The organism is Algoriphagus sp. (assembly GCF_024305035.1).
Classification (GTDB): Bacteria; Bacteroidota; Bacteroidia; order Cytophagales; family Cyclobacteriaceae; genus Algoriphagus.
The window spans coordinates 26,046-52,415 of sequence record NZ_JAMWZB010000006.1; the positions used below are offsets into that span (position 1 = coordinate 26,046).

General features: G+C 43.0%; 25 protein-coding genes. 15 read left to right on the forward strand and 10 right to left on the reverse strand.

Annotated elements, in window-relative coordinates; all coding sequences use genetic code 11:
* Positions 1 to 17 precede the first annotated feature (17 nt).
* A complete protein-coding gene (locus Q0L00_RS04455; RefSeq protein ID WP_297335663.1) occupies positions 18 to 299 on the forward strand; it encodes a hypothetical protein in 282 nt (93 codons plus the stop codon).
* Here the strand turns inward: Q0L00_RS04455 and hisS are convergent.
* Positions 296 to 1,663 (reverse strand): histidine--tRNA ligase, encoded by a 1,368-nt coding sequence (gene hisS / locus Q0L00_RS04460; RefSeq protein WP_297335664.1) that lies wholly within the window; start codon positions 1,661 to 1,663, stop codon positions 296 to 298. The genes Q0L00_RS04455 and hisS overlap by 4 nt on opposite strands.
* Between hisS and Q0L00_RS04465 the strand changes: the two genes are divergently transcribed.
* A complete protein-coding gene (locus Q0L00_RS04465) occupies positions 1,658 to 1,975 on the forward strand; it encodes a hypothetical protein (protein WP_297335780.1) in 318 nt (105 codons plus the stop codon). The genes hisS and Q0L00_RS04465 overlap by 6 nt on opposite strands.
* Before the next feature lie 122 nt (positions 1,976 to 2,097).
* Here Q0L00_RS04465 and Q0L00_RS04470 read toward each other — a convergent pair whose 3' ends face one another.
* The gene (locus Q0L00_RS04470; protein ID WP_297335665.1) at positions 2,098 to 2,616 is read right to left on the reverse strand and encodes a metallophosphoesterase family protein; all 519 of its coding nucleotides are present in this window, start codon (positions 2,614 to 2,616) and stop codon (positions 2,098 to 2,100) included.
* Between the two features lie 66 nt (positions 2,617 to 2,682).
* On the opposite strand from Q0L00_RS04470, the gene Q0L00_RS04475 reads away from it, so the two are divergent.
* The 3 genes from Q0L00_RS04475 to Q0L00_RS04485 all read left to right on the forward strand — a co-directional run bounded on the left by Q0L00_RS04475 (position 2,683) and on the right by Q0L00_RS04485 (position 5,516).
* Complete coding sequence (locus Q0L00_RS04475; RefSeq protein WP_297335666.1) at positions 2,683 to 3,087, forward strand: rhodanese-like domain-containing protein; 405 nt, start codon at positions 2,683 to 2,685, stop codon at positions 3,085 to 3,087.
* On the forward strand, positions 3,080 to 4,450 hold the full coding sequence (locus Q0L00_RS04480) for an NAD-dependent succinate-semialdehyde dehydrogenase (protein ID WP_297335667.1): 1,371 nt from the start codon (positions 3,080 to 3,082) through the stop codon (positions 4,448 to 4,450). Before Q0L00_RS04475 ends, Q0L00_RS04480 begins: the two co-directional genes overlap by 8 nt.
* A gap of 85 nt (positions 4,451 to 4,535) precedes the next feature.
* Positions 4,536 to 5,516: a pyruvate dehydrogenase complex E1 component subunit beta gene (locus Q0L00_RS04485; protein ID WP_297335668.1), complete on the forward strand. Its 981-nt coding sequence runs from the start codon at positions 4,536 to 4,538 to the stop codon at positions 5,514 to 5,516.
* Positions 5,517 to 5,662: 146 nt separating this feature from the next.
* On the opposite strand, the gene Q0L00_RS04490 is transcribed toward Q0L00_RS04485, so the two are convergent.
* Complete coding sequence (locus Q0L00_RS04490; protein WP_297335669.1) at positions 5,663 to 8,170, reverse strand: TonB-dependent receptor; 2,508 nt, start codon at positions 8,168 to 8,170, stop codon at positions 5,663 to 5,665.
* Positions 8,171 to 8,429: 259 nt separating this feature from the next.
* Here Q0L00_RS04490 and Q0L00_RS04495 point away from each other — a divergent pair, with 259 nt between their 5' ends.
* From Q0L00_RS04495 to Q0L00_RS04505, 3 genes are all read left to right on the forward strand, one after another.
* Positions 8,430 to 9,512 (forward strand): histidine kinase, encoded by a 1,083-nt coding sequence (locus tag Q0L00_RS04495; protein WP_297335670.1) that lies wholly within the window; start codon positions 8,430 to 8,432, stop codon positions 9,510 to 9,512.
* Complete coding sequence (locus tag Q0L00_RS04500) at positions 9,509 to 10,255, forward strand: LytTR family DNA-binding domain-containing protein (RefSeq protein WP_297335671.1); 747 nt, start codon at positions 9,509 to 9,511, stop codon at positions 10,253 to 10,255. Before Q0L00_RS04495 ends, Q0L00_RS04500 begins: the two co-directional genes overlap by 4 nt.
* 147 nt (positions 10,256 to 10,402) lie before the next feature.
* Complete coding sequence (locus tag Q0L00_RS04505) at positions 10,403 to 10,879, forward strand: nucleoside deaminase (protein WP_297335672.1); 477 nt, start codon at positions 10,403 to 10,405, stop codon at positions 10,877 to 10,879.
* 57 nt (positions 10,880 to 10,936) lie between these two features.
* On the opposite strand, the gene Q0L00_RS04510 is transcribed toward Q0L00_RS04505, so the two are convergent.
* Both Q0L00_RS04510 and ffh read right to left on the reverse strand, forming a co-directional pair.
* Positions 10,937 to 12,070 (reverse strand): 6-bladed beta-propeller, encoded by a 1,134-nt coding sequence (locus tag Q0L00_RS04510; protein ID WP_297335673.1) that lies wholly within the window; start codon positions 12,068 to 12,070, stop codon positions 10,937 to 10,939.
* 873 nt (positions 12,071 to 12,943) lie between these two features.
* Positions 12,944 to 14,281, reverse strand: coding sequence for a signal recognition particle protein (gene ffh, locus Q0L00_RS04515; RefSeq protein WP_297335674.1), 1,338 nt, complete (start codon positions 14,279 to 14,281; stop codon positions 12,944 to 12,946).
* Positions 14,282 to 14,429: 148 nt separating this feature from the next.
* Here ffh and Q0L00_RS04520 point away from each other — a divergent pair, with 148 nt between their 5' ends.
* Genes Q0L00_RS04520 through Q0L00_RS04530 form a run of 3 tightly spaced genes read left to right on the forward strand, consistent with a single transcriptional unit; the run spans position 14,430 to position 18,075 of the window.
* Complete coding sequence (locus Q0L00_RS04520; RefSeq protein ID WP_297335675.1) at positions 14,430 to 16,844, forward strand: YfhO family protein; 2,415 nt, start codon at positions 14,430 to 14,432, stop codon at positions 16,842 to 16,844.
* Positions 16,828 to 17,544, forward strand: coding sequence for a class I SAM-dependent methyltransferase (locus tag Q0L00_RS04525; protein ID WP_297335676.1), 717 nt, complete (start codon positions 16,828 to 16,830; stop codon positions 17,542 to 17,544). Before Q0L00_RS04520 ends, Q0L00_RS04525 begins: the two co-directional genes overlap by 17 nt.
* A 6-nt stretch (positions 17,545 to 17,550) precedes the next feature.
* Complete coding sequence (locus tag Q0L00_RS04530) at positions 17,551 to 18,075, forward strand: FKBP-type peptidyl-prolyl cis-trans isomerase (protein ID WP_297335677.1); 525 nt, start codon at positions 17,551 to 17,553, stop codon at positions 18,073 to 18,075.
* 114 nt (positions 18,076 to 18,189) lie between these two features.
* Here Q0L00_RS04530 and Q0L00_RS04535 read toward each other — a convergent pair whose 3' ends face one another.
* Both Q0L00_RS04535 and Q0L00_RS04540 read right to left on the reverse strand, forming a co-directional pair.
* Positions 18,190 to 19,149, reverse strand: coding sequence for an ABC transporter ATP-binding protein (locus tag Q0L00_RS04535; RefSeq protein WP_297335678.1), 960 nt, complete (start codon positions 19,147 to 19,149; stop codon positions 18,190 to 18,192).
* Positions 19,146 to 19,496 carry an MmcQ/YjbR family DNA-binding protein gene (locus tag Q0L00_RS04540; protein ID WP_297335776.1) on the reverse strand — a complete coding sequence of 117 codons (351 nt, stop codon included), beginning with the start codon at positions 19,494 to 19,496 and terminating at the stop codon, positions 19,146 to 19,148. Before Q0L00_RS04540 ends, Q0L00_RS04535 begins: the two co-directional genes overlap by 4 nt.
* Before the next feature lie 180 nt (positions 19,497 to 19,676).
* On the opposite strand from Q0L00_RS04540, the gene Q0L00_RS04545 reads away from it, so the two are divergent.
* The 3 genes from Q0L00_RS04545 to Q0L00_RS04555 are packed head-to-tail and all read left to right on the forward strand — an operon-like array spanning position 19,677 to position 22,542.
* Positions 19,677 to 20,816, forward strand: a complete 1,140-nt coding sequence (locus tag Q0L00_RS04545) for a Re/Si-specific NAD(P)(+) transhydrogenase subunit alpha (protein WP_297335679.1) — start codon at positions 19,677 to 19,679, stop codon at positions 20,814 to 20,816.
* Entirely contained in the window at positions 20,816 to 21,127 is a 312-nt protein-coding gene (locus tag Q0L00_RS04550) for an NAD(P) transhydrogenase subunit alpha (RefSeq protein WP_297335680.1), read from the forward strand. The genes Q0L00_RS04545 and Q0L00_RS04550 overlap by 1 nt, the downstream gene beginning before the upstream one ends.
* Positions 21,127 to 22,542 (forward strand): NAD(P)(+) transhydrogenase (Re/Si-specific) subunit beta, encoded by a 1,416-nt coding sequence (locus tag Q0L00_RS04555; protein ID WP_297335681.1) that lies wholly within the window; start codon positions 21,127 to 21,129, stop codon positions 22,540 to 22,542. The genes Q0L00_RS04550 and Q0L00_RS04555 overlap by 1 nt, the downstream gene beginning before the upstream one ends.
* Positions 22,543 to 22,580: 38 nt before the next feature.
* Here the strand turns inward: Q0L00_RS04555 and Q0L00_RS04560 are convergent, their stop codons facing one another.
* The 3 genes from Q0L00_RS04560 to Q0L00_RS04570 form a co-directional block, all read right to left on the reverse strand.
* On the reverse strand, positions 22,581 to 22,943 hold the full coding sequence (locus Q0L00_RS04560; protein ID WP_297335682.1) for a transmembrane 220 family protein: 363 nt from the start codon (positions 22,941 to 22,943) through the stop codon (positions 22,581 to 22,583).
* Between the two features lie 19 nt (positions 22,944 to 22,962).
* Complete coding sequence (locus Q0L00_RS04565) at positions 22,963 to 23,496, reverse strand: gluconate 2-dehydrogenase subunit 3 family protein (protein WP_297335683.1); 534 nt, start codon at positions 23,494 to 23,496, stop codon at positions 22,963 to 22,965.
* A gap of 147 nt (positions 23,497 to 23,643) precedes the next feature.
* Positions 23,644 to 25,065 (reverse strand): amidohydrolase, encoded by a 1,422-nt coding sequence (locus tag Q0L00_RS04570; RefSeq protein WP_297335684.1) that lies wholly within the window; start codon positions 25,063 to 25,065, stop codon positions 23,644 to 23,646.
* A 232-nt stretch (positions 25,066 to 25,297) separates the two neighbouring features.
* Here Q0L00_RS04570 and Q0L00_RS04575 point away from each other — a divergent pair, with 232 nt between their 5' ends.
* Positions 25,298 to 26,284, forward strand: coding sequence for a cytochrome c (locus tag Q0L00_RS04575; protein ID WP_297335685.1), 987 nt, complete (start codon positions 25,298 to 25,300; stop codon positions 26,282 to 26,284).
* The last annotated feature ends 86 nt before the right edge of the window (positions 26,285 to 26,370 follow it).

Consider the following 26,370-nt stretch of genomic DNA (forward strand, 5'->3'; position numbering starts at 1 on the left):
AATCAAATTTCCTAACCATGCACACAACCATCAAAATCGATAAAGAAAACATTTCAACTCTACGCTTTGGACTCAAAGAAGTTCTTCAATCTCCCGAAGAAATTAAAATGCGGCTTTTTGAATTGGAGCGATCCCAGACGTTGGGCAACTTACTTCAGACCAAAGTCCGGATCACTTTCCAGTCCTTTGACGAACAAATTTATGAAGTGTACACCACCGTATGGGCCGTCGGAAATCAATTTGTCCTTTTAAAAGGAGGAATCACCATCCCCATCCATTCGATTATTCAAATTGACTAAGCTTTCTTAACGTACTCAATCACTTGGTCCAAGGTCCAATTTTCCTGATTTCCTGAAATCAGATTTTTTAAAGCTATAGTTTGATTGGCAATCTCTTCATCTCCGCAAATCCCCACATACGAAATTCCCTTTTTACTCGCATAATCGAGTTGTTTTTTCATTTTAGCTTGATCTGGATAAATTTCTGATCGAATCCCAGCAGCTCTAAGCTTGGTCAACAAACTGAGTGCATAGTCGAATCCTTTTGGGTCAAAATAAGCTAACATTATCTTAGTACCCTGATTGTCTTGCTCGGGAAATAATCCCAACTCCTCCATTACATCATAAATCCGGTCCACGCCAAAAGAAAATCCCACACCGGAAACTCCACTCAGCCCGAAAACTCCGGTAAGATTATCGTATCGTCCACCACCACTCACTGAACCAATTGAAACCGTATTAACTTTGACTTCGAATATAGCTCCGGTATAATAGGACAATCCTCTTGCTAAAACCATATCCAACTGAACATGGGAGAGATCTTCTCCCATTGTTTGGATGATTTCAAAAGTTTCTTCCAGCTCTTTTACACCTTGCAGTCCAATTTCAGATGCCGCAAGATACGTTTTAAGAAAAACCAAATGATCAACCTGCTGTGATGATGCCTCCACGAGCGGTGCTAATTTTTGCACAGCCGATTCGCCAAATCCTCGCTCTAGAAGTTCTTCTCGAACTTTTTCCCAGCCGATTTTATCTAATTTATCAATTGCCACAGCTAGTGAACTTTCCTTACCTGCCTCACCGATGACCTCTGAAATCCCCGTTAGAATTTTACGGTTATTGATTTTAATGGAATAATCCGGTATACCCAAGCCTGAAAAAACCCGTCTGATCATCAAAATAATCTCGGCTTCACAGACCAAACTATCGGTTCCAACCACATCGGCATCACATTGATAAAACTCACGATACCTCCCCTTTTGCGGCCGGTCTGCCCGCCAAACCGGCTGGATTTGATAACGCTTAAAAGGAAAGGTCAGCTCATTTCTGTTCATGACCACGTATCGCGCAAAGGGCACAGTCAGGTCGTATCGGAGGCCTTTTTCTGAAATTTTAGGCAGCATAGCATTTGGCCCTAATTGCAGATCTGAAGCATCCACCTTTTTCAAAAAGTCACCTGAATTTACGATCTTAAACAACAGCTGATCACCTTCATCTCCATACTTTCCTGTCAAGGTACTGAGATTTTCCATTGCAGGGGTTTCAATTTGCTGATAGCCAAAAAGCTGAAAGGCATCTTTGATTGTTTCAAAAATAAAATTTCTTCGGGCCATCTGAACAGGGCCAAAATCTCTTGTTCCTTTGGGCAAACTCGGTTTTTGCATGGTATACTTTTGGTGATTAAAGGTCAAATTTATCGAAAAAATGAAGAATTATTTACCAAATCAGCAAAAGGTCTTGAATTTCTTAGCACTACATGCGGACAAAGAAAAAATGTTTGCATACCTTTGCAGTCCGTTTCGAAACAAAAACATTTAAATTATATAGTCATGGCAGTTACTACTCTGAAAAGAAAGTTAAGAAGAAAAAGACAAAGCCAGAATACCCGTGTGGCTAGAATCAAGCAATTGAGCGCCCAGCCAGTAATTAAAAACGTGGATGTGGAAGAGTTGAAAAAATCTTTTGATAAGAAGTAAACTTCTTATTTCAACAGTAGAAAGCGGTCTTTGATCGCTTTTTTTTTGACTTTTTCCCTTCCTAGCCTACGGGCTTTGAGCAGCTGCATTTGATTTAGTTGCTCCAAATATCGTGGCAGCATTCAAGTCAAAGTATCTAGCTTGCCCCGCTTGCCAAGTTCGACAACCCGGAGATTTTCAACTTTCCCCTGATTCAAGTCAAAGAGCAGAAGCGTACGCATCTGATGAAAACCCTGTTGACCGATCGCCCCGGGGTTCAGGTAAAGGCAATTCAGCTCCCGGTCAAATTCCACCTTACAGATATGGGAATGTCCGCAAACAAATAGCTGTACCTTTTCGAACTTGAGCAGTGATTTAATACCTTTGGCGTATCGGGGAGGCTTACCCCCGATATGGGTCATGGCAATTTTCATTTTTTCCAATTCAAAAATCTGCCATTCAGGATAATCCTGCTGAATCTTACTATCGTCTATATTCCCAAAGACTGCTCGAATCAGTTTCCCTTTTGGCAAGGCCTTCATTACCTGTAGGTCCCCAATATCTCCTGCATGCCATATTTCATCCACTTCCTGAAGATAAGAAAGGGTTTTGTGATCAATGTAACTGTGAGAATCAGAAATCAGTGCGATTTTAGTGGACATTTGAAACGAAAGGGATTAAATTTTGCTTCAATATGTACCGCTTTAGCACAAATCAAAAACCAAACCATGAAAAAACTCATCTTTCTCTCCGCATTCTTATTCCTGTTAACTTTAACTGGAAGTCCGCTCTTCGCCCAAGGAAAAGCAGATTCCGCAAAAGTGGTCTCTGTCGAAAAGTTTGACAAAATGACCTCGAAAAAGAACCATGTACTTTTGGATATCCGAACACCTGAAGAAATCGCAGAAGGTCAAATCGAAGGAGCACTCAACATTGACTTTTTAAACGAAAACTTCGCTCAGAATATCCAACAACTAGACAAATCCAAGACTTATTTATTGTATTGCCGTTCCGGGAAACGAACGGCTAAGGCAGGAGCTGCCATGAAAGCTGCCGGTTTCAAAAAAGTATACATGCTCGATGGTGGATTGACAGCTTGGAAAGAAAAACAAAAACCCACTACCCATGACTAAAATTAGCTCAATTAACCCTTTTACCGGAAAACTTTTAAACCAATTTGACTCTCTTTCCTCCTCTGAACTGGAGGGAAAACTAGAACAAAGCGCGCAAGCCTTTCAGTTGTGGAAGAATTTTTCCATGGAAGAGCGGGGCCAGTTCATGCGAAAGGCTGCCAAAGTTCTGAAGGAAGAAAAAGAATACTTTGCCAAAATCATTTCCTTGGAAATGGGTAAAGTCATCAAGGAATCCATTGCCGAGGTGGAGAAGTGTGCCTGGGTCTGTGACTATTATGCAGAAAATGCAACTGGCTTTTTGGAAGCCGAACCAATTCATCTTCCCGATGGGTCCAAGGCTAAAATTATCCATCAGCCCATCGGTGCGGTTTTAGCAGTGATGCCCTGGAATTTTCCCTTTTGGCAGGTCTTTCGGTTTGCAGCCCCCACACTCATGGCAGGAAATACCGGCCTACTTAAGCATGCCTCAAATGTTCCCCAGTGTTCCTTAGCCATTGAAGAGGTTTTTATCAAAGCTGGATTTCCAAAAGGGGTATTTCTTTCGCTGCTAATTGATTCGAAAACGACCACTGAAATAATTTCGGATTCCAGAATAAAAGCAGTCACGCTAACTGGAAGCGAGAAAGCAGGAGCAGCTGTCGCTTCAGCAGCAGGTCAAGAAATCAAAAAATCCCTGCTGGAATTAGGTGGAAGCGATCCATTTATCATTCTGGATGATGCCGATGTAAAAAAAGCAAGTGAGACGGCAGCAAAAGCCCGGATGATTAATTTTGGGCAAAGCTGTATCGCCGCTAAGCGCTTTATCGTGGTTGAATCGGTTTATGATCAATTTTTGGAACTATTTACCGAAAAAATAAAATCCATGAAGTTCGGTGACCCGCTGGAAAAAAAAAGTGACTTTGGGAGTATGGCCAGGCCGGATTTAGCCCAGGAATTGTATGAACAAGTTCAAAAATCGGTGGCAGCTGGTGCAAGAATCCATTTGGGAGGAAATAAGCCCGAAAAAGATAGCGCACGCTTTGACCCTACAATTTTGACTGAAATCCCGAAAGACAGTCCTGCTTATTCCGAGGAATTATTCGGGCCCGTAGCCTCGGTTTTCAAGGTTAAAAATACAGAAGAAGCAATCAAACTTGCCAATGACTCAGCGTTTGGTCTGGGAGCCTCCTTGTGGTCTGAAGAGTTGGAAAAAGCAGAAAAAATTGCCGAATCCATTGAATCAGGAGCCGTATTTATCAATTCCTTGGTTGCCTCCAATCCACACTTGCCATTTGGCGGAATCAAAAAATCAGGCTATGGTCGGGAGCTAAGCCGGTATGGAATTTTAGAGTTTGTCAATTCCAAAACCGTTTATCTCGGTTAAAAGTCTCCCACATAAACAAGAGCAGGGCCTTTGCAATTGCCCGATTCCTTTCTATTTTTACGAGCCAAAATTTTGTCTTAAACTAATGAGAGAAATACAATTTCGAGAAGCCCTCAGAGAGGCCATGTCCGAAGAGATGAGACGTGATCCCAATGTCTTTTTGATGGGTGAAGAGGTCGCTGAATATAATGGAGCGTATAAAGTTTCCCAAGGAATGCTGGATGAGTTTGGTCCAGAGCGGGTTTATGACACGCCAATTTCCGAATTGGGTTTTGCAGGCTTAGGAGTAGGTGCTGCGATGAATGGATTGATTCCAATTATCGAATTTATGACCTTCAACTTTTCGCTTGTCGCTATCGACCAAATTATCAATTCCGCTGCTAAAATGCTAGCCATGTCAGGCGGAGCTTACTCAGTGCCGATTGTATTTCGAGGTCCAACGGGAAATGCCGGACAATTGGGGGCAACTCACTCCTCCAACTTTGAAAACTGGTTTGCCAATACGCCCGGTTTGAAAGTAGTCGTCCCATCGAATCCTTTCGATGCCAAAGGCCTGCTCAAAGCCTCCATCAGGGATCCAGATCCGGTGATTTTCATGGAATCAGAGCTGATGTACAGTGATAAAGGTGAAGTTCCTGAGTCTGAATATTTATTACCCATTGGAGTAGCGGATATCAAGCGCAAAGGCAAAGATGTGACGCTCATCTCGTTTGGAAAAATGATGAAAGTTGCCCTAGAGGCAGCAGAAGAAATGGCCAAGGAAGGAATCGATTGTGAGGTCATTGATTTGAGAACGGTTCGACCCATCGATTATGCGACTTGTGTCGAATCCTTGAAAAAAACCAACCGGGCAGTCATCGTTGAGGAAGCCAATCCATTGGCAGCCATTTCATCCGAATTGACTTACCATTTCCAGCGCTATGCCTTCGATTACCTGGACGCTCCTGTGATTCGAGTAAATTCCATGGACGTACCTTTGAGCTATGCACCAACCTACATCGAAGCGACTATTCCAAATGTAAAAAGAACGGTAGCTGCGATCAAAAAAGTAACCTATAAAGACTAGGAACCTTATCCCATAAAAAAGCCCTGACTGACTAGCCAGGGTTTTTTGTTACCCAATCTATCTATTTACTGTAAAAAGTATCAACCTAGGATAAGGGTTCCGAAAAAAGGCTCTGGCAACCCAGAGCCTTTGCTTTTTTGATTTTTTTAACGATTACTGTTCTGCATATTTTCCATGCCGCCACCGCCGCCTTCTTTCAGGTCGTCATTGCTAACTGAACGTCTCCTTCTCGGGCGATCATCCATGCTGAGTTTTCCAATTCGATAGCTAAAATTGATCTTAAAGTTCATATTTCGAATCGCACTGGTGCTATTCTGAATGATTGTCGGGGTAATGGTTTCGTTTCGGATGATAAATTCCTTTGCCAAGAAATTCTCCACTCCAAAACCTACACTTCCACGCTTTTCTTTAAACTGCTTGTTCATACTCAATCCGTAAGCCGCAAATCCTCCACTTGTTCCCTGTAGTTGAACTTGTCTTCCCCGGGCAAAAGTAAAGAGCTGCACCTGCCAGTTTTTAGGCAAGGTATAGTTTCCAAACATCCGTCCACTGACTACCCAGCCTTCGTTTTGCGCCGCAAACATCGGATCTGTCAATCCATTATCTAGAATTGCATAGTACAAGTCAAAACCACCATTCAATGAAAACTTATTGTTGATATTGACATTGGCAAAAATATTGGTACCCAAGGCCTGTTCCTGACCGATGTTCTCGAACGTAGTGGAGATGATTCCATCATCAATTACATTTCGAATAGATTGAATGGATCCGGTGGTATTTCTGTAAAAACCAGTGAAGTTTAACATCGTTCCTTTGATGAACGTCGAGTAACCCAACTCGTAGTTATCGGTTAACTCCGGATCCAAAAGTGGGTTACCTTGGCTAATCTGTAGTGGGTTGGAAGCCTCGATATTGGGATTCAAAAATCTCAAGGAAGGACGCTGAATTCTTCGGTTATAGGCCGCCTTGATCAAATTACCGTTCTTTAATTTTCTACTCGCATTGATACTGGGCACCAATGTCCCGTAGCTAGGAATTTCTGCTTCCAATTCGGTTTTGAAATCCGCATTGATCGTGGTGTACTCGTATCGCAGGCCGGGCTTCAAGGTGTAATTTTCTAGGAAAGCAAATGTATAGGACACGTACCCCGCGGTTACATTCTGATCATAGCTAAACTCATTGCTCAAGGTAGGATCGAGCAGTTCCTCATAAGGACCTTCCGCTCCCTCTGCTTGGAAATAGGCAAAATCCGAATAGGCTTTTCTCAATATATTCTTCGCACCATATTCTAGAATCTGATTCCCTTCTTCCCCGAGTGGGTTTACAAAATCCAACTGAACTGTAAATTCTTCATTCCTGCTGGGGTTGTCGTTTCTCAACCTGGAATTAATGGTCTCCAAGTCGTCGTTAAACAAGGAATTGACAAAGGAATTTTCCCGGTTATTTCGACTATAAAGCGTCAATAAACTGACCTCTTTCCCTTTTTTCTCATAGGTCTTGGTGTAGTTCAAGCTTACATCCACAGAGTTTGATTCATCGATGGTGTTTGTTTCCCGAAGGGCAGTTCTCACCAAATCATCATTTACAAAAGTCTCCGTCAAGAAGTTGTTTTGCCAGTTTCTGGAGTTTCTGATACCAAAGTTAACCGCTCCTGTCAAGAAATTGAATTTGTTGATTTCGTAATCTACCCCAAAATTATATCGACCAAACAGGTCTCTTCGCTCGGTATCGGCTGACTGTGCAATTGTCGATTGATTTCCATTGGGATCGATTAATTGCTGTTCATTATCAAAGCGACCAAGAATATTGTATCCAGAACGACCAAAACCGCCTAGAGAAAAGCCGAATTTGCCTTTTCGCGCGCTACCGTTTAACCCTAAGTTTGATCCTCTCAAGCCTACCCCACTATTCACGCTCAGGGTTAAGCCTTGAAGGTTATTTTTCTTGGTGACAATATTGATTACTCCTGAAGTACCTTCTGCATCAAATCGAGCGGAAGGGGAGGTAATGACTTCCACTTCTTTGATTTCGTCAGCTGGAATTTGGCGCAAAGCATCCGTAATGCTACTTGCTGCAATCGCCGAAGGTCTGTTATCAATCAAGACGGTAATGTTACTACTTCCTCTCATGGAAACGTTTCCTTCCAAATCAACCGATAGCATCGGGACTCTACGAAGCACATCAGTGGCATCTCCACCGGCAGTGGTACGGTCATTTTCGGCTTTATAAATGGTCCGGTCTACTCGTTCCTCAATGAGTTCGCGCTGACCTTGAACAGTCACTTCTTCCAGTGCCAAACCTTCGTCCGACATTTTTAGATTTCCAAGATCGGTATCTCCTTTAGTCGAGGTGACTTTGATATTTTCTACAATGAGGGTTTCATACCCTAAAAAGGTCAATTCGAGTTTATATTCTCCCGGATCGAAGCCGGTGATGAAAAACTTTCCATCGCCATCTGCCACGGCACCGGCAAGACTCACCGTCTGTCCTTTTTTAAATAAAGCAGCAGTAGCATATCCTACAGGTTCCCCCGTATTGGCATCAATAGCCACACCGATGATCCGAGCCGGCTTATCTTCTTCTTGTTCTTGCGAAAAGGCCATTTGGGCCGTCAGCACAAAAATTAATGTAAATAGACTGAGTAGTTTTTTCATGGTTTGTTTTCAAATAAGAGGGCACTCACCCAATGGATACCCCAAAGAAAGAGGCTTTGTTTCGGCTTATTTTTTATACTAGACGAATCGGGCAGATTCATCGACAGATCTCCAAAAAACCACTTCCAAAGAGGAAATATCAACTAAACTAACCTTGGTCTATTCAAATCAACAATTCGCCGTCTAAATCTGGGAATTGGCAGATTAGTAGTGAATAAAGCACATTCTTTGTATTAGTTTGCAGCTGAATATCAAGTGTATGCCTGCAATAAACTCTAGAAAAAATCTTTCGATACTTATCCACGTACTAGGATGGATCATGCTTTGCATTGTATTGCTGCTGCTATCTCCCCTTTCCTGGCGAATGGGAGAAATCGAATTGCCGATAGCCTTTTGGTGGAAACAGGTTTTCCTAGTATTTATACTGGTGTCCATTTTTTATACCAATGCCCAAACCATTGTCCCAAAAATCCTTCTTAGAGGAAAAAATTACCTATATCTCCTTTTAGTCCTAGCAGGAGCAGCAATGTTTTATTTTGCTGTGGTTTACTTTGAACAGCTGATCCAATATCCCAGGGCCATGCATGAGCTGTTTAATCCCGATAAGCCTTTTGTACCGCACAAGCGCTGGCTGCCCGGAGATGTTTTTCAGCTTTTACTTTATCTGGTTTCTATTGGACTCAGCACTTCTTTGGCTTTGGTCCAAAAATGGCAAAACGACGAAGCCAATCGTCAAGAGCTTGAAAAGCAACGCATCAATACCGAACTTTCTTACCTGAAAGCACAGATCAATCCCCATTTCTTTTTCAATACGCTCAATAATATCTATTCACTCACCAACTTGGACATCAAAAAAGCCCAGGAGGCATTATTGAAACTTTCGCGTATGATGCGCTATGTGCTGTATGAAAATCAAAAAGAAACCACGCTTTTGAGTAAGGAAGTGGATTTTATCCGGGATTACATTGAGTTGATGAAAATGCGACTAACCGAAAAAGTCAAACTCACTATTCAGCTTGACGAACCCAAAAATAATCAGACTATTGCCCCCATGCTCATTTTACCATTTTTGGAAAATTGCTTCAAACACGGCATCAGTTCTCAGAAGGAATCAGAAATATTCGTCAAGTTAGAAATCATGGGCGATACTGTATTTTTCGAAACCAAAAACTCGATCTTCCCGATCAATCCCGAAAGCCCTGAAGCCAAGGAAAGTGGGATTGGACTGATCAATACACAACGGAGATTAAGTTTATTATATCCTGAAAAACATAAACTGAAGTTTGGAAAAGACGAAAGTCAAAACCACTATTTTATTAATCTTACCCTCAACCTTTCATGAAACTCAAATGTATAGCCGTTGACGATGAGCCTTTGGCACTCGATTTAGTCTGCAAGTATATTGAGCAGACTGCATTTTTAGAACTCGTCGGCCGATTCAGTAGTGCGATCGATGCTCTGGGTTTTCTCAATCAACAGGAAGTGCAGTTGATTTTGATGGACATCCAGATGCCTGATTTGTCGGGAATGGAACTTGCCCGAGTCTTAGATGGGAAGAAAAACTCCGATCATACTCGAATTATCTTTGCGACAGCCTATCATCAGTTTGCCATCGAGGGCTATAAAGTGGATGCTTTAGATTACCTCCTTAAACCCTATAGCTACGAGGAATTCCTCAATGCCGCCACCAAAGCATACAACTATTTTGAGCGGCTCAAGGAAAAAAAAGGAACACCAGCCACCGAGGAAAAAACACTTTCTCCAGAATATATTTTTTTAAAAGTAGAATATCAGCTGGTTAAGGTCATGCTTTCCGACATCACCCATGTCGAGGCCTACAAGGATTACGTGAAAGTTCACCTCCAATCCAAAGCCTCTCCCCTGCTTTCGTTAACCAGCCTTAAAAGCATGGAAGAACTCTTGCCTTCCGAGCGCTTTATGCGGGTACATCGCTCCTACATTGTGGCATTGGAACATATTGATTCTGTTTCAAAAAACATCATCCATATCGGCAATCATCAAGTCAGTGTCAGCGACAATCACAAAGAAGCATTCTTGGAATTTATGAGTCGATGGATGAATTGATAGCGGAAGGTTTGATGGAGAAGAAACTATAGGTAGCCAGCAAAGCCATCGTAAGAAAAATGAAGCGATTACTGAAATTCTAAAAGCCAAAACAAGAAAGGAGTGTAGATGATCAGACCAAAAGCATTAAAGGTTTAACTTTGCTTCATGAATGAATCTCAAAAACACTTTTTAAAATTAGCCATAAAGCTAGCCCAAAACGGAATGGAAGCCGGACATGGCGGGCCATTTGGCCGCATCATAGTCAAAGACGGAAAAATTATCGGAAAAGGGTCCAATAATGTCCTGAAAAACAATGACCCAACCGCACATGCGGAAGTGGTCGCAATCCGAGATGCCTGCAAAAATCTAAATCATTTCCAGCTAGAAGGCTGTGAAGTATATACTTCCTGTGAACCTTGCCCGATGTGCTTGGGAGCTATTTTCTGGGCTCGACCCAGCAAAGTCTTTTATGCCTGCACCAAAGAGGACGCAGCTGAGGCAGGATTTGATGATGACTTTATCTATGAGGAGATCAAAGTCAATCCAGCCGATCGCAAAATCCCTATGCTCAACGAAATGCGGAAGGAATCCCAAAAAGTCTTCGAGCTATGGAAGAAGAAAGAGGATAAGAAGGTGTACTAGATCTTATAAGGGGAGGGAAAAAGAAAAACAGACCGGTTTTCAAAAGCAGTTAAAGCTTTATTTAGGGGTACAAAACAGTAAAATTGGATTTTCAGCCGCTACATTTATTCCCAACTCCTGAGATAAATTAGAAATATCATTCGAACTCATCACTTCAATTTGCTCAGGCTTTATAGAATAGATCATTGCATCCCCTTGATCCCGGCCCACGAGTACCAAGTCCACATCTATCCCCCCGATGGAAACTGACTTGTATGTAGTATTTTCTCCCCCTTTTTTATCAATGATGGTATGCAGAAATTCTCCATTTTGAAATGACCCGACAAAATAGGACGTGAAATAGAAGTTGGGAGACTCCACCAAAGAAAAGGAATGTGCTTTTTTATCTTCATCATTTTGGATCAAATCGAACATGCGATCCTGATCATTTGCAATCGCTTGGATTTCATCTTCCTCGATTTGATATCGATCAAAATCCAAAAAGACATCTTCTTCTCTTGAAAACCCTGTTGTGTATCGTTCGATTCTTCTGCTCAAGGGATAGATTACTGAAATCTTACCCTTGAGAAAAGTCATCGACCGGTCATTTCCAAAAGCCAAGCCATCCAATTCATTTTCAAGTGGAACTTTTAAATCTAATGATTCGGTGAGGAGATTAAGAACCAGAAATTTTGCTCCTGAAGATCCACTGGTAAAAAACACCAAATTATCGGAATCCATAAACTCAAAGGAGAGGATAGAACTTGCCAAGCTCCTTTTAATCGGAACTTCCTTAACCAAATTCCTTTTTGAATCAAAAATCAGCACTTTTCCAAGGCCTCGATCCAGCAGCGCAATTTTTTCTGCATTTGAGTCGATTTTCAAATCCCAAATGGAACGATATTCTCTTGGCCCATCACCTTTTTTATCAATGAATAACTTAACATTTCCTTGAGGATCAACGAAGTAAATCTTTTCTTTTTTGGAATCGGTGTAAATGAAGCCCTCTTGAAATGGCATCATTCGATAAATCGAATAAAGTCCTGTTTCCCCTTCTAATGGCAAGGTTTTTACTTTCCGAAAAATCTGATCCAAAGGCAAGGTCTTAGCTTGAGGCTGAACCCTAATTTGCTCAGGAATGGTATAATTTTCATAGCTTTTACACCCCAATACAAGCAGGACCAAAAACCCTATTAAATTTAAAATTCGCATACTTTTAAAATAATGCTTTCTTTTTTATCCAAAACCAGGAGCTGCCTGGTCTTCGTCTTCTACACATTCTTTTTCGCAACCTTCACTAATTTGACAACTTGACTCACAACCCGATTGAGTACCATAACAATGATTTTCTCTGGTAAAAGTCGTATGTCCATTGGACCAGGTTTCAGTACAGAAATACCTGTTCACGTCTGCAAAAGAGGTGTTTTGGACCCAAATCCCCATAAAAAGAAGAAATGTTAAAATGAGTTTTTTCGTAATTGATTCCTTTAAGTGTTTTCGAAAGAAAGAAAGAACCAAATTTTTAATGAAAAAAATCCAATCCTGTCTTTTAGCATCCTAATCTTAAATTTTCTTCCTCTTCGATACAAAAATCCAAAAGCCCAACGAGGAATTCGATAGGCGTTGCCTGTTTTGATCCTATCCCAGGCTAAATAAGAGTTGGGAACAGCCTGAATCTGACGAGCAGATTTTTGGGTCCGCCTATTTCAAAATCATATCCTTGATCCACTCTAAAATCTCCAAATTTTGGAAAACTCACCTGATGCAAACTTGGAGTTGGTTAAAAAAAGAAAATCTCTCGGATATTTTCTTGATTTACTTCAGATGGACTTATTTTCCTTTCCCAACCTATTTTATCAAACAGATAACCAAGGCATGGAACCCTTAAGTCCCTTAATTTCCGATTGAAATATGTGATTAGCCGATCCAAAGTGTTTTTTCTACAGATCAAAAACACATTTTGTTTACTACAAAAACAATTTAAACTTCTGTTTTCTCAAGAAACATTTTAGAAAATGATAAAAACAAAAAACCCCGATCCTTTCAGACCGGGTTTTTCCTATTTTTGACTTTTTACTTCAGCCTTTATTTCCTTCCCATTCCGGGCATGATTCTACTCATGGCTGCTTTTGCTCCACCCATTTTATTCATTTGCTTCATGAGCTTTCGCATATCCGAAAACTGCTTCATCAAATTATTTACTTCGGTGATATTGCGCCCCGAACCGGCAGCGATGCGCTTTCTTCGGCTTCCGTCGATGACATCAGGATTTTGCCGTTCCAGTGGAGTCATACTTCGGATAATCGCCTCGATCGGTTTGAAAGAATCATCATCGATATCCATGCCCTTCATGGCTTTACCCATCCCGGGAATCATCCCCATCAAGTCTTTGATATTTCCCATCTTTTTGACCTGCTCAAGCTGAGAAAGGAAATCTTCAAAGTCAAAATTATTCTTTCGGATCTTGGAATTGATCCGCTTGGCTTCTTCTTCATCAAAGGACTGCTGCGCTCGCTCCACTAAGGAAATCACATCTCCCATGCCGAGGATTCGCTGGGCCATTCGATCCGGATGGAAAACGTCAAGATTTTCCATTTTCTCCCCGGTAGAGATAAATTTGATCGGCTTTTCGACTACATGGCGAATGGAAATCGCTGCACCCCCTCGGGTATCACCATCAAGTTTGGTCAAAACCACTCCATCAAAATCCAAGCGCTCGTCAAAGGTCTTCGCCGTGTTCACCGCATCCTGACCGGTCATGGAGTCTACCACAAAAAGCGTTTCTGAAGGATTCAAGGCTTTTTTCAACGCCTCGATCTCATTCATCATTTGCTCATCTACAGCCAATCGACCCGCTGTATCGACCACTACCGTTTTCTTGCCTGTTTTCTTGGCATAGGCAATGGCATTATTGGCAATTTCGATCGCATTTTTATTCTCAGGCTCAGCATAGACCTCCACACCGATTTGCTCCCCTAATACTTTCAACTGATCAATGGCGGCAGGTCGATAAATATCACAAGCGACCAAAAGTACTTGCCTGCCCTGTTTTTTCAAAAATGCACCGAGTTTCCCAGTGAAAGTGGTTTTACCCGATCCCTGTAAGCCGGAAATTAAAACTACGGCAGGATCACCGCTGAGTTTGATCTCAACTTTGGATCCCCCCATCAATTTGGTAAGTTCTTCTTGGGTGATTTTAACCAAAAGCTGCCCTGGTGAAACAGAAATCAATACATCCCGGCCTAGGGCCTCAGTTTTGATTTTATCGGTGACTTCTTTGGCTACTTTATAATTAACGTCAGCGTCAATCAAGGCTCTTCGGATTTCCTTGACCGTAGTGGCAACGTTGATTTCGGTTATTTTTCCCGTTCCTTTCAGTGTTTTGAAGGCCCGGTCTAGTTTCAAACTTAAATTATCAAACATGTGGTTTTTCCGCTATTTCCTGCAAAAGTAATCAAATTCACCCGCCAAGGAAAGGAGATTATTCTTAATGAAGCTGAAATTGAACCTAGGTTTGCCCATTAATTCCTAATTTGCGGAGATTCTGTCTCACTGAAGAAAAACTCCATCCATGCAGTTGAATTTTCAAAAAGAAGTCTTGCCTCATTTAATCGGGGTGGCTGTATTTTATCTCATTGTGGTATTTTACTTTTCCCCGCTCGTTTTCGACGGAAAGGTCATTTTCCAAAACGACATCCTCCAATGGGAAGGCTCTGCAAAGGAAGTCTTGGATTATCGAGAAAATACTGGCCAACAGGCCCTCTGGACCAATTCCATGTTTGGCGGCATGCCTTCCTATTTTATTAGCCTGGAATTTCCCGGCGACATTACCAATGCGCTCGTTTCGGTTTTCACCTTGGGTCTTCCCCATCCGATCAACGGACTGTTTTTTGGAATGTTGGGAATGTATACTTTATTACTCTGCTTTCGTGTGAGACCTGTTTTGGCCATCGTTGGCGCTGTTGCATTTTCATTCAATACCTATAATCTACTTTCCCTTGAAGCCGGGCACAATGCCAAAATCTGGGCGGTATGCCTGATTCCATTGATTATTGCGGGGATTCATCTGGCTTTTGAGAAAAAAAACCTGCTCGGAGCTGCGCTATTAGCTTTGGGACTTTTGCTTCAGCTCAAATTCAACCATCTTCAAATCACCTATTACACCCTGCTCACTTCGGTGATTTATGTGGTCGTTCGATTGGCATTTCATTGGAAAAAGGAAAGCTTGGCTTCCTTATCCAAGACCTTTCTATTTCTGGTTATTGGAGCGATCTTGGCTGTGGGAGGAAATATGGGGAGATTGGCAACAGCGCTGGAATACAGCCCCTACTCCACAAGAGGAGAGGCTACCTTGGAAACCGAATCTTCGGGATTAGATAAAGATTATGCCTTCAGCTGGTCCAATGGCAAGTTGGAAACTTTAACCCTACTTATCCCGAATTTCTATGGAGGAGGAAGCCAAACTAGGCTGGAATCCGATTCAAACGCCGGTCAAGCTTTGCGCAGTAATGGAGTGGACAATGCCCAAGCACGGGGATTTCTACAAGGTGCCCCTACCTACTGGGGAGATCAGCCATTTACAGGTGGGCCAATTTATGGCGGAGCCATTTTAGTTTTTTTGGCAATTTTGGGAATTTGGGCAGCGCCAAAAGAAAGCCTGATTACTTTCGGTACGATCATCATATTCTCCTTGATGCTCAGTTGGGGGAAAAACCTCTCTTGGTTCAATTACCTGCTGTTTGACATTTTACCGGGCTACAATAAATTCCGTGCAGTTTCGATGGCTCTGGGCATGACGCTTTTTGCGATTCCCGTACTTGGGATGATTTCGCTGGAGCGATTGCTGGAGCGAAAAGATCTCAAACCACTTTTGATTTCAGGAGCCTCAGTCGGTGGATTACTTTTCCTTTTGGCCGTAGCCGGTGGGGCATTTTTCCGATTTGAGGCGCCTGTCGATGCCAATTTGCCCGATTGGTTGGCTTCTGCGATTCAAAAAGATAGAAAAGAGTTATTATCCGCTTCGGCTTGGAAAAGTCTGGGTTTGATTGCAGCAGCTTTCGTATTAATTTATTTCACCCTGAAAGATAAAATCTCACACAGCCTATTGGGATTAGCGCTGACGGTTTTGGTTGTCGGTGACCTCTGGGTCGAGAACCGAAAATACCTCAATGCCGAATCTTTTCAGAGTAATCCCTCCCGACAGTTTTTTGCCGAAACTCCAGCCGAACAAAAGGTCAGTGCAGATGAGGGTTATTTTCGGGTATTGAATTTGGGGGAATCCTTGACCCAAGGTGCACGAACGAGCTATCGTTTTCACAGCCTGGGGGGCTACCATGGTGCCAAAATGAGACGGTATCAAGATTTGATTGATTACCAGCTTCAGCCCGAAATGGAGGAGTTTATACGCAAAGCACAAGAAGGAAATTTTGATTGGGATGGGATCGGCGTGATCAACATGCTCAATACCAAATACCTGATCGCAGGACAAGAGGCCAATTCAGTCTTTGAAAATCCGGCAGCAATTGGGCCGGCTTGGGTTCCCTCTGAGATAATTCGGGTGAGTTCCAACGAAGAGGAAATCCAACAAATCGGAAAAATTGACACCAAGACCCAAGCTACTTTGGCTGAAAGCCAAGGAACAGTACGCGCCGGAAGAGGCTCGGTTACGCTTCAGGCAAATAGTCCCAATGAACTTCGCTACCAAGCTGATATGGATACCGGTGGATTGGTCGTTTTTTCTGAGATTTTCTACCCAGAGGGATGGACGGCTAGCATCGACGGGGAGGAAGTAAATATCTTACGCACCAATTACCTCCTTCGCGGATTGGAAGTGCCTGAGGGAAGCCATGAGATTGTATTCAGTTTCTCTCCGAGCAGCTATACTGCCACCAAAGCCCCAATGGTAATTTTCCAATACTTAATTGCGTTAGGCTTGATTGCAGGCATCTTTTTTACTTACAAAAATGGGGATGGAAGAAAAGGATAAAATAGTCAGCTTTTATGATCAGTTTGTCGAAAAACAAGAGAAGACTGGAATCAACTCCCGTCATCTCAGTATTTTGGACAAAGTAGTCACCTCAGGTTTACGTTCCCATCACCGGATACTCGAAGTGGGCTGTGGGATCGGAACGGTTTCGCATCTACTGGCCAATCAAGTAAAAAATGGAAATGTACTTGCCGTAGATATCAGTCCGGAAAGCATCGAAAAGGCAAAAAAAATCTGGACTGACCAACCCAACCTTCAGTTTGAAGTTTCGGATATGTCGGATTTTCACAAATCGAATGAAACCTACGATTTTTTTGTATTTCCGGATGTTTTAGAGCACATTCCAATCGATCAACATTCCCGACTTTTCCAGAAAATCAAGGCACATTCCCATTCGGATTCAGTGATCTTCGTACACATTCCCTCCCCGAGGTATTTACAATGGATGATCGAAAACGAACCTGAAAAGCTTCAGGTCATTGACCAACCGCTGGATTCCGGAGATCTGATCAAAAGTATTTCTGAGGCTGGTTTTTATTTGGAAAAAATGGAGACCTATGCCCTTTTCTACGAAGAAAAAGACTATCAATATTTTGTATTTCGAGCGAGCAAACCTCTCGAAAAGTCCACTCCAAGAAGTAAGTGGGCGATAGTAAAAGAAAGGTTAAGTATTCGGTTACGAAATGGAATTATTAATTAAATGAACATGAAGATTCAAGAAAATGCCGTAGTCGGTCTGACCTACGAACTCAAAGTCAGCAAAATAGAAGACGATATCGAGTCAGTACCCTTCAGTGTGGAAGTTCGGGACAAGGAAGATCCTTTTTATTTCCTTTTTGGTCAGAGTGGACTTCCTGAGCGATTTGAGGAATTGCTTGGCGGCAAAAAAGAAGGCGATGAATTTACTTTTAGCCTATCTGTTCAGGAAGCCTATGGCGAACCGGACGATGAGCTTTTGGTCAATTTACCCAAAAGTCAATTTTCACAAGAGCGTGGTTTCACTGAAGAAATGATCAAGGAAGGCGAATTTCTTCCTCTAATGGATGAAAATGGCTATCCAATGCAGGCTAAGGTACTGAAGGATTTGGGGGAAAGTGTACTCCTGGATTTCAATCATCCTTTAGTGGGTTTTGATTTACATTTCGAAGGGACCGTCATCGAAGTTCGGGAAGCAACTGCTGATGAAATCGCCCACGGTCATGTTCACGGGGAACACGGGGAAGAAGAGTAGACCCTTTTCAGTAACCCTAAGCAGCAAAATTTCCTCTTTTCCTTCCGAAGGTTTCAATCCCTCGGAAGGTTTTTTAAGCTTTTTTACGTATTTCGAAACAAGGCCATACCCTTTTTAGCTTAATAGCTGCATCACTTTTTCCTTCTCCCACTGCAAGTACACCCGATCACCTACTTGGTATTTTCTTAATGGATCATCTACCTCCCAGACCTGCCCACTTTCCTTTAATTTGATTTGAAGGGAATTAAAGTGAACCAAAAACCGCAAATCCACCACATGCCCCAAGAGCCCGGCTTTGCTTCTCAGCTTAACTTCATTGGGTCGGATAAATTCATTTTTCTCTCCTGGAATCGCATTGATATGAGAAAACAGGCGGGCAACATACTGGCTTTGGGGCTGAGTACAAAGCTCAAATGAATTGCCTTTTTGGACGACTGCTCCATTTCTGAGAATAATTAGGTTATCTGTCAGTCGTAAGGCATCATCCAAATCGTGGGTAACAAAGATGACGGTGGTTTTGGAGGTTTGAAACAAGTTCCCTAACTCGTCGATTAAACGGTGCTTCTGAATCGTGTCAAGCGAAGAAAAAGGCTCGTCCAGCAAAAGCACTTCGGGTTCGATCGCCAAAGCCGCTGCTATGGCCACTTTCTGCTGCTGTCCACCTGAAAGCTGACGGGGAAGCCGATCCCGAAAATCCTTCAACCCAAATTGCTGTAATAACTTTTCCTCACGGACTTTTGCATACTTTTTATCGTAGTGAAGGAGTGGTCGGCGGATATTCTCCGCCACCGTCGAATTGGGCAATAGATGGTAATCCTGATGGATCAATTTCACCTCATCATAGCCCGGAACCAGCTTTTTCTTTGGATTCAAAATCTCCTCCTGATTCAAAAAAACATTTCCCGAATCCTGTACTTCGAGACCCGCCAAAATCCGCAACAGCGTAGATTTACCCGAGCCACTCTCTCCTACAATGGACAGAAACTCCCCCCGGTTCAGACACAGCGAAAACTCCTGAAGTGCAGGAAGATTTTCATAGGATTTTTTGATTTTTTTGGCCTCGAAAAAACTCATGAATTAATTTCGGCTTGAATTTTCTTTGACAGCGAAGCAAAGATGAGTTGATAGGATTGATCTGCCAAATCCAGAATCAATTGATCGGGAACATCCGATTTTGCATAGACCGAATTCCATGTTTTTTTATTCATGTGATATCCCGGTCGGATTCCCTCATACTGCTCCCTGAGTTCCAATGCATATTCGGGATCACATTTCAAATTGATGTATTCGAAACAGGCTAAATCTGTGATCGCAAAAATCTTTCCTCCTACCCTGAAGCAAAGTGTATTTTCATCAAAAGGAGCGTCCTCAGTCACTCCTGTTTTGGCTAGACAATAATCACGAAAATAGGCTAAGGTCATGGTGAAAGGCATTCCAAAGATTCCGGAGAAATTCCGCTACCAATATCCCAAATCTCACCTTCGGATAAAAGGAAAAACCCTGATTTCAATCAGTTTTTTAATTTCCCCATTGATCCAAATTAAGTTTTTAAATAAGTAGGAAAACAGTAATTTGAGACATTATGAAATAAACTGTTCAATATGACAATTGGTCTGCTAAAAGAACCGGAAGGGGAAAGTCGGGTGGCCTTATTACCCGAAAGCGTCAAAACTTTCATTGATTTGAATGTGAAAGTCCAAGTGGAAAAGGAGGCAGGAAAAACTGCTTTTTCAAGCGATGAAAACTACCTGGCAGTGGGTGCTGAACTCGGCACAAGAGCTGAAATTCTACAATCGGATGTGATCTTAAGCATTCATCCTCCCTCATCTGAAGAAATCGACCATCTGAACGAAAATCAAGTGTTGGTTTGCCAGTTCCAGCCTTTATCTAATAAGAAATTGGTCGATCAACTCTTGGGTTTAAAAGTAACCTCATTTTCCATGGATAATGTTCCAAGAACCACACGAGCCCAGTCTATGGATGTACTTTCCTCCATGTCCACCGTCGCGGGATATCAGGCAGTGTTGACCGCTGCAAACCAATCTCCACGATTTTTCCCAATGTTTATGACTGCAGCAGGTAGTATTATTCCATCCAAAGTTTTGGTATTGGGAGCAGGGGTGGCTGGGCTCCAAGCTATTGCAACTGCCAGGAGGCTGGGGGCGGTAGTGGAAGCCTTTGATGTCCGGGCAGCTGCGGAAGAAGAAGTCAAAAGCTTGGGAGCAAAATTCATCAAAGTAGAAGGCGCCAAAGATGAGGCAAGTGCAGGAGGATACGCTGTAGAACAGAGTGAAGCCTACCAAACCAAACAACAAGCACTCATTCAGGAACATGCAAAAAAAGCCAATATCATCATCTGTACCGCTCAGATTCCGGGACGAAAGGCCCCCTTACTCATCAGCAAAGAAACCGTAGAAGCCATGGCACCTGGCTCGGTAATCGTTGATTTAGCCGCTTCCTCAGGCGGCAACTGCGAACTTACCCAAGACCAAAAAATCTTTGAAAAGCACGGTGTGAAAATCATCGGCAATTCCAACCTCCCCTCCTCCATGCCGATCGATGCGAGCAAAATGTATGGCAAAAATATGGTGAATTTCCTCAAACTCATGATCACCGCCGAAGGCGGACTTAATCTCAACTGGGAGGATGATATCCTCGTCAATACCTGTGTTACCCATCAAGGTGAAGTGATGAGTGCCCGCGTAAAATCAATTCTTTACCCAACCGAAACTGTCAACTAATGGAAGATATCCTCAATCTATTTTATGAAAACAGGGAATTCATTTTCCTCATTCTGGTCTCGATCTTTTTGGGAATTGAGATCATATCCAATGTCCCAGCTGTCCTACACACCCCCTTGATGTCTGGTGCAAATGCCATTCACGGAGTGGTCATCATTGGATCCATCATCATCATGCTTCAAGCGGATCCCACAAATTATTATGCATTAGTCTTGGGATTTCTGGCCGTGATTTTAGGCACGCTCAATGTGGTCGGGGGATTTGTCGTGACCGATAGAATGCTGGAAATGTTTAAGAAAAAAGCCCGGTAATGATGCAAAACGACTTACTCGGATTGAGTCTTTTGGAACTCAGCTACATGATCGCTTCGGTTACTTTTATTCTTGGACTGAAGATGTTATCCAGCCCGGATAAAGCCCGTAGAGGGAATCTCCTTGCTGGCTATGGGATGGGATTGGCTATTGCTGCCACCCTTTTATTCAAAGAGGAATTCAGTGCTGACAAATGGCTGAACTATTCCTTGATTTTGGCCGGCTTGGTGATTGGAACAGTTATCGGGACTCGGATGGCCCTCAAAGTCAAAATGACGGCCATGCCCCAGATGGTCTCCTTCTTCAATGGGATGGGCGGTGCCTGCGCCGGCGTAATTTCTTTGGTGGAATTTGACCACCTTCGTCATGGCGGGGAGATTTCAACTGGAATGCTGATCGTGATTTTGCTCGGATTGATTATCGGCTCGGTTTCATTTTCAGGTTCTTTGATCGCCTATGGGAAACTGGAGGGTAAAATAGCCGACAAAGCCCTTCCTGCGGGTCAGTTTATCAATATCGCTTTACTTTTTGCCCTATTCGGGTTAGCAGTATATCTCGCTGCTTCTGGAAACCTAAGTATGTCGTTGATATATGCATTATTGGTGCTTTCCTTAGTATACGGAGTACTTTTCGTGATGCCAATCGGAGGGGCAGATATGCCGGTGGTAATCTCACTCTTAAATAGTTTTACGGGAATGGCGGCAGCTTTTGGTGGCTTCCTCTATGGAAATCAAGCCATGTTGACCGGTGGGATCTTGGTAGGTTCGGCCGGTACAATCCTAACTGTTTTGATGTGTACGGCCATGAATCGCTCGCTAACCAATGTAATTATCGGATCTTTTGGAGGCGGTGGAACTTCGGCTGCAAAATCCAGAGAACAAGGAACAGTCAAAGAAATCGGAATTACCGATGCGGCGATTTTGCTCGCTTATGCCCATAAAGTCAGCGTGGTTCCCGGGTACGGATTGGCAGTGGCTCAAGCCCAGCACACCGTCCATAATTTGGAAAAAATACTGGAAGATAAAGGAGTCGAATTAAGCTACGCTATCCATCCGGTCGCAGGCCGAATGCCAGGGCATATGAATGTCTTACTTGCTGAGGCAGATGTTCCCTACCCCAAATTACTGGAAATGGAAGATGCCAATGACGACATGGCAAATACCGATGTGGTATTGGTCATCGGTGCCAATGACGTGGTCAACCCTGCAGCGGAAAATGATCCCGGAAGTCCGATTTTTGGGATGCCCATCATCAAGGTTTGGAATGCGAAAAACGTGATTGTTCTCAAGCGTTCCATGGGAAAAGGTTATGCTGGGATCGAAAATGAACTGTTTTTCCACCCCAAAAACCGGATGCTTTTTGGCGATGCGAAAGACTCTTTGGAAAAATTAATTGGGGAATTAAAAAATCTCTGATCACAAAAGGCTTGCGCTATCCAAATGCAAGCCTTTTGTCAACCTCTCCACGCTTTGAATAGCCCTGGAATATTTACTAAGGCAATGATCAAAAGCCCAAACGATTCCCGTCCTTCTTCCATTTCAGGAGTTTTCATCGTCAAGTCGCCCTGTTCCACCTCTTGTCCAATCCAGCCCGAAACTGAATCCGGCCAAAAATAAAAAGCACCGATTAGGCAAACAGTCACCAAGACGGTCAGCGGGATTTTTGGAAATATCCCACGGATAGCTAAGAAGCAAAAAATTATCGCCACTGCATAAATACTTACCCAGACCTCAGGATCGGGATCATTGATCTGCCAATACGCAAATAGGGCGAATAATATCGCCCAAACTCCATAGATAATTTTAGAAAGCTTCATAGTCGGTTACATTCTGAATTTAGGCTTGGGAAAGCTCGACACAGCCCTTGAACAGACCTGGAGCTACTTGATAGCCATGATAATCTACCATCACTTCTTTGACCGTGGTAAACCCAGTGATGGTTTGAGATTTGAATAAAGCGAAAAACTGCTTTTCTTCCTCTACCTCAGAATTGGCCATAGCCAAAAGAATTTCTTCCCTACCTGCCTGATCTTGGTTCAGAAAGTTTGTTTTAGACAATGCCGCCAATTGATTTTTGATCATCTCTTGCTCCTCTTGTTCATAACAATGCTCAATTAATCTAATCAGGTACTTGTCTGTTCCAGTAGATAATGCGCCGATCGGTTTTGGATTAGAAAATGGACTTTTGGCAGGAATCCCCGCTGGAATAAAGGTGTCAGCAATCGCAGAAATCAATTTCTCTTCCTGAAAACTAAAAAAACCTTCATGAGTCAATTGATCCACCAACTGCCATTTCCAATCTGCTAGGACTAAGCCGGCAATTCCCACGCCGGTGGCACCAATGATTTTTAGCGATTTTCTACGGTTCATAGGAGTTAAGTTAATTTCAGATCAAGTTATTAAATTCTGGGATTTTTTCCCGAGCCAGTCCATCAATGGACAAATGAAACTGTTAAAGGTCTTAATGCTGTACTCCAGTTGACTTATTAGAAATCGATCCGTGACGAATCAACTCCATTATTTCCGGTAATCCAGCGGAGCTTTTCGATCTCCCACTAATGCTTCATACACAAAACCTTCACCCTGTCTGTTTTTCAATTCTGCTTTTGCTTTGCTCGCAATTTCTGGATTTTTTAACAGGTCCATCGCTGTTAATGCCAAGGTCTTTGCAGCGACCATCATTCCCTTGATCCCTATACTTGTACCTCCGGCAGCGACCGCTTGCCAGGTATGCGCTGAAGTGCCCGGAACCCAAGTGGCTGTACCCAGTCCAGCTGTAGGCACCAACCAGCTGATATCTCCTACATCGGTAGAACCTCCTGTACCTTTTTCCTGAACCAAAAAAGGATCTATTTTTTCAGCATCGGCTGGACTTACCTCTATTCCCTCAAATCCCTCGATCATTTCCTGGGCAAACTTCAGCTCCTCAGCATCATAGTTTACCCCTCCGACAGTTTCCAGGTTTTTGTGCATTACTCGGGCCAGCGTTTCATTGGGCATGAGATTATACACTCCATTGATGATTTCATATTCCATGGTTGTCTGGGTCCCCTTCGCAGCTCCCTCTGCTGCTGCTACCATTTTTTGAAAAATATCCTTGACAACATTCGCATCTGGATGCCGCACATAGTGGTAGGACTCGGCAAATGCCGGAACTACATTGGGAGCCTCGCCACCCCGGGTAATTACATAGTGCATCCTGGTCTCCTGAGGCACATGCTCCCGCATCAAATTCACCATAAAGTTCATTGCTTCCACACCGTCTAAGGCCGATTTTCCTCGTTCTGGAGCTGCGGCGGCATGAGAGGCCACCCCATAAAACCTGAACTTAGTAGAAATATTTGCCAAGGAGCTGTTGGCTCCAGCATTATTTCTGGAACTTGGATGCCAATGCAGCATCGCATCTACATCCGACACCAATCCCGCACGTGCCATGTACACTTTTCCTCCTCCACCTTCTTCGGCGGGCGTTCCAAACACTCGGATCGTGCCTTTAACCCCATTTGCTTCCATCCATTGTTTTACTGCAATTCCTGCAGCGACTGAAGCCGTACCAAAAAGATGATGTCCACAAGCATGACCTGCCCCCCCTTCAGTAACAGGTTGACGGAAAGGCACGGCATCCTGAGACACCCCAGGAAGGGCATCAAACTCAGCCATTATCCCGATCACGGGCTTGCCCGAGCCAAACTCTGCGACAAAAGCAGTAGGTATAGCTGCTACACCTGCCTTAACGGCAAATCCAGCATCAGATAAGGTTTTCTGAAGTAAGGCAGAGCTCTCGGTCTCTAGGTAGCCCAATTCTGGATTGGACCAAATCTGAAGAGCGATGTCAGCGTAAAAATCTTTTGCGGATTCTATTTTTTGAATCACCTCCTGCTGAGCCTTCAGGCCAAATAGGATGAAAAAAAGCGCAAGTGTAATCGATAATCTTTTCATAGGATAGGCATCAATCTTTCATTACTTAATGAATGGGAAAATAAAAGGAATAAAATCACAGAGCAAAATTTTTCCTTACAAACTAAAAAAAATCCAAATAAAAAGTAAGCAAACCGGACCAACAAAACGATTTATATCTGAAAAAAATCTTTTTGAAAGTATTTTTTATGTATTTGAAATTCAAATTTTGATAATTTTTTATATATTTCTGATTCCCAACCTACTACGTATTATGAAGAAAGCAATTAAAATCTTTGCCTGGATTATTGGTATCGTCCTAATTCTAGTCCTTGCTGGCTTTGCCTATATCACGATGGCATTCCCCAATGTTTCACCCGCACCTGAGCTATCGATTGATTACAGTTCCGAACGAATCGAACGAGGAAAATACCTCGCCAACCATGTCACTGTGTGTATGGATTGCCATTCGGTCCGAGATTTCTCTAAGTTTTCTGGCCCGCCCACTCCGGGCACAGTGGGACAGGGTGGAGATCGATTTGACCAATCCATGGGATTCCCAGGCGTTTTTTATGCCAAAAATATTACCCCTTATGGAATTTCAGATTATACCGACGGGGAACTCTATCGGCTAATTACTTCCGGTGTGACCCATGATGGCAGGGCAATGTTTCCGGTGATGCCCTACTTATACTATGGCAAAATGGACCCAGAAGACATTTATGATATCATCGCCTACATCAGGTCTCTTCCCTCCATAGCAAGTGAAATCCCCGAATCTGAAGCTGATTTTCCCGTAAGCCTAATTTTAAAAACCATTCCAGTAGATCCAGAACCTACCCAAAAACCAGACCCAGGCGATCAAGTCGCTTACGGAAAATACCTGACCAATGCTTCGGGATGTATCGAATGTCATACCCAGGCTGACCCCCAGGGGATGATTAAGAAAGATTTGGCCTTTGGCGGTGGAAGAAACTTTCCTTTTCCAGATGGATCCATGGTGACCTCAGCCAATATTACTCCGGATTCCGAAACGGGAATTGGAAACTGGAGCGAGCAGGCTTTTGTTGAGCGATTTAAACAGTACGATCCAAATCGCTACACCCCAGCCACTGTCAGTCCAGGTGAATTTAATTCAATCATGCCTTGGGTCATGTATGCGGGGATGAAAGAAGAAGACCTGAAAGCCATCTATGCTTACCTCCAAACCGTAAAACCCATATCCAACTCGGTAATAAAATTCACCTCAAGTGTAGAATAGCCTTTCGTTTACTTTAACTATTCAAATGACCTGATTCTCAATTGACTTGGGTCATTTTTATTTCCCCCCTTTTGTAACCAAAGTCA

What these genes read in the sequence shown, in the direction of transcription:
- Q0L00_RS04455 (WP_297335663.1), top strand. Translation starts at nt 18, where the DNA reads ATGCACACAACCATCAAAATCGATAAAGAAAACATTTCAACTCTACGC.
- hisS (WP_297335664.1), bottom strand. Translation starts at nt 1,663, where the DNA reads ATGCAAAAACCGAGTTTGCCCAAAGGAACAAGAGATTTTGGCCCTGTT.
- Q0L00_RS04470 (WP_297335665.1), bottom strand. Translation starts at nt 2,616, where the DNA reads ATGTCCACTAAAATCGCACTGATTTCTGATTCTCACAGTTACATTGAT.
- Q0L00_RS04475 (WP_297335666.1), top strand. Translation starts at nt 2,683, where the DNA reads ATGAAAAAACTCATCTTTCTCTCCGCATTCTTATTCCTGTTAACTTTA.
- Q0L00_RS04480 (WP_297335667.1), top strand. Translation starts at nt 3,080, where the DNA reads ATGACTAAAATTAGCTCAATTAACCCTTTTACCGGAAAACTTTTAAAC.
- Q0L00_RS04485 (WP_297335668.1), top strand. Translation starts at nt 4,536, where the DNA reads ATGAGAGAAATACAATTTCGAGAAGCCCTCAGAGAGGCCATGTCCGAA.
- Q0L00_RS04490 (WP_297335669.1), bottom strand. Translation starts at nt 8,170, where the DNA reads ATGAAAAAACTACTCAGTCTATTTACATTAATTTTTGTGCTGACGGCC.
- Q0L00_RS04495 (WP_297335670.1), top strand. Translation starts at nt 8,430, where the DNA reads ATGCCTGCAATAAACTCTAGAAAAAATCTTTCGATACTTATCCACGTA.
- Q0L00_RS04500 (WP_297335671.1), top strand. Translation starts at nt 9,509, where the DNA reads ATGAAACTCAAATGTATAGCCGTTGACGATGAGCCTTTGGCACTCGAT.
- Q0L00_RS04505 (WP_297335672.1), top strand. Translation starts at nt 10,403, where the DNA reads ATGAATGAATCTCAAAAACACTTTTTAAAATTAGCCATAAAGCTAGCC.
- Q0L00_RS04510 (WP_297335673.1), bottom strand. Translation starts at nt 12,070, where the DNA reads ATGCGAATTTTAAATTTAATAGGGTTTTTGGTCCTGCTTGTATTGGGG.
- ffh (WP_297335674.1), bottom strand. Translation starts at nt 14,281, where the DNA reads ATGTTTGATAATTTAAGTTTGAAACTAGACCGGGCCTTCAAAACACTG.
- Q0L00_RS04520 (WP_297335675.1), top strand. Translation starts at nt 14,430, where the DNA reads ATGCAGTTGAATTTTCAAAAAGAAGTCTTGCCTCATTTAATCGGGGTG.
- Q0L00_RS04525 (WP_297335676.1), top strand. Translation starts at nt 16,828, where the DNA reads ATGGAAGAAAAGGATAAAATAGTCAGCTTTTATGATCAGTTTGTCGAA.
- Q0L00_RS04530 (WP_297335677.1), top strand. Translation starts at nt 17,551, where the DNA reads ATGAAGATTCAAGAAAATGCCGTAGTCGGTCTGACCTACGAACTCAAA.
- Q0L00_RS04535 (WP_297335678.1), bottom strand. Translation starts at nt 19,149, where the DNA reads ATGAGTTTTTTCGAGGCCAAAAAAATCAAAAAATCCTATGAAAATCTT.
- Q0L00_RS04540 (WP_297335776.1), bottom strand. Translation starts at nt 19,496, where the DNA reads ATGACCTTAGCCTATTTTCGTGATTATTGTCTAGCCAAAACAGGAGTG.
- Q0L00_RS04545 (WP_297335679.1), top strand. Translation starts at nt 19,677, where the DNA reads ATGACAATTGGTCTGCTAAAAGAACCGGAAGGGGAAAGTCGGGTGGCC.
- Q0L00_RS04550 (WP_297335680.1), top strand. Translation starts at nt 20,816, where the DNA reads ATGGAAGATATCCTCAATCTATTTTATGAAAACAGGGAATTCATTTTC.
- Q0L00_RS04555 (WP_297335681.1), top strand. Translation starts at nt 21,127, where the DNA reads ATGATGCAAAACGACTTACTCGGATTGAGTCTTTTGGAACTCAGCTAC.
- Q0L00_RS04560 (WP_297335682.1), bottom strand. Translation starts at nt 22,943, where the DNA reads ATGAAGCTTTCTAAAATTATCTATGGAGTTTGGGCGATATTATTCGCC.
- Q0L00_RS04565 (WP_297335683.1), bottom strand. Translation starts at nt 23,496, where the DNA reads ATGAACCGTAGAAAATCGCTAAAAATCATTGGTGCCACCGGCGTGGGA.
- Q0L00_RS04570 (WP_297335684.1), bottom strand. Translation starts at nt 25,065, where the DNA reads ATGAAAAGATTATCGATTACACTTGCGCTTTTTTTCATCCTATTTGGC.
- Q0L00_RS04575 (WP_297335685.1), top strand. Translation starts at nt 25,298, where the DNA reads ATGAAGAAAGCAATTAAAATCTTTGCCTGGATTATTGGTATCGTCCTA.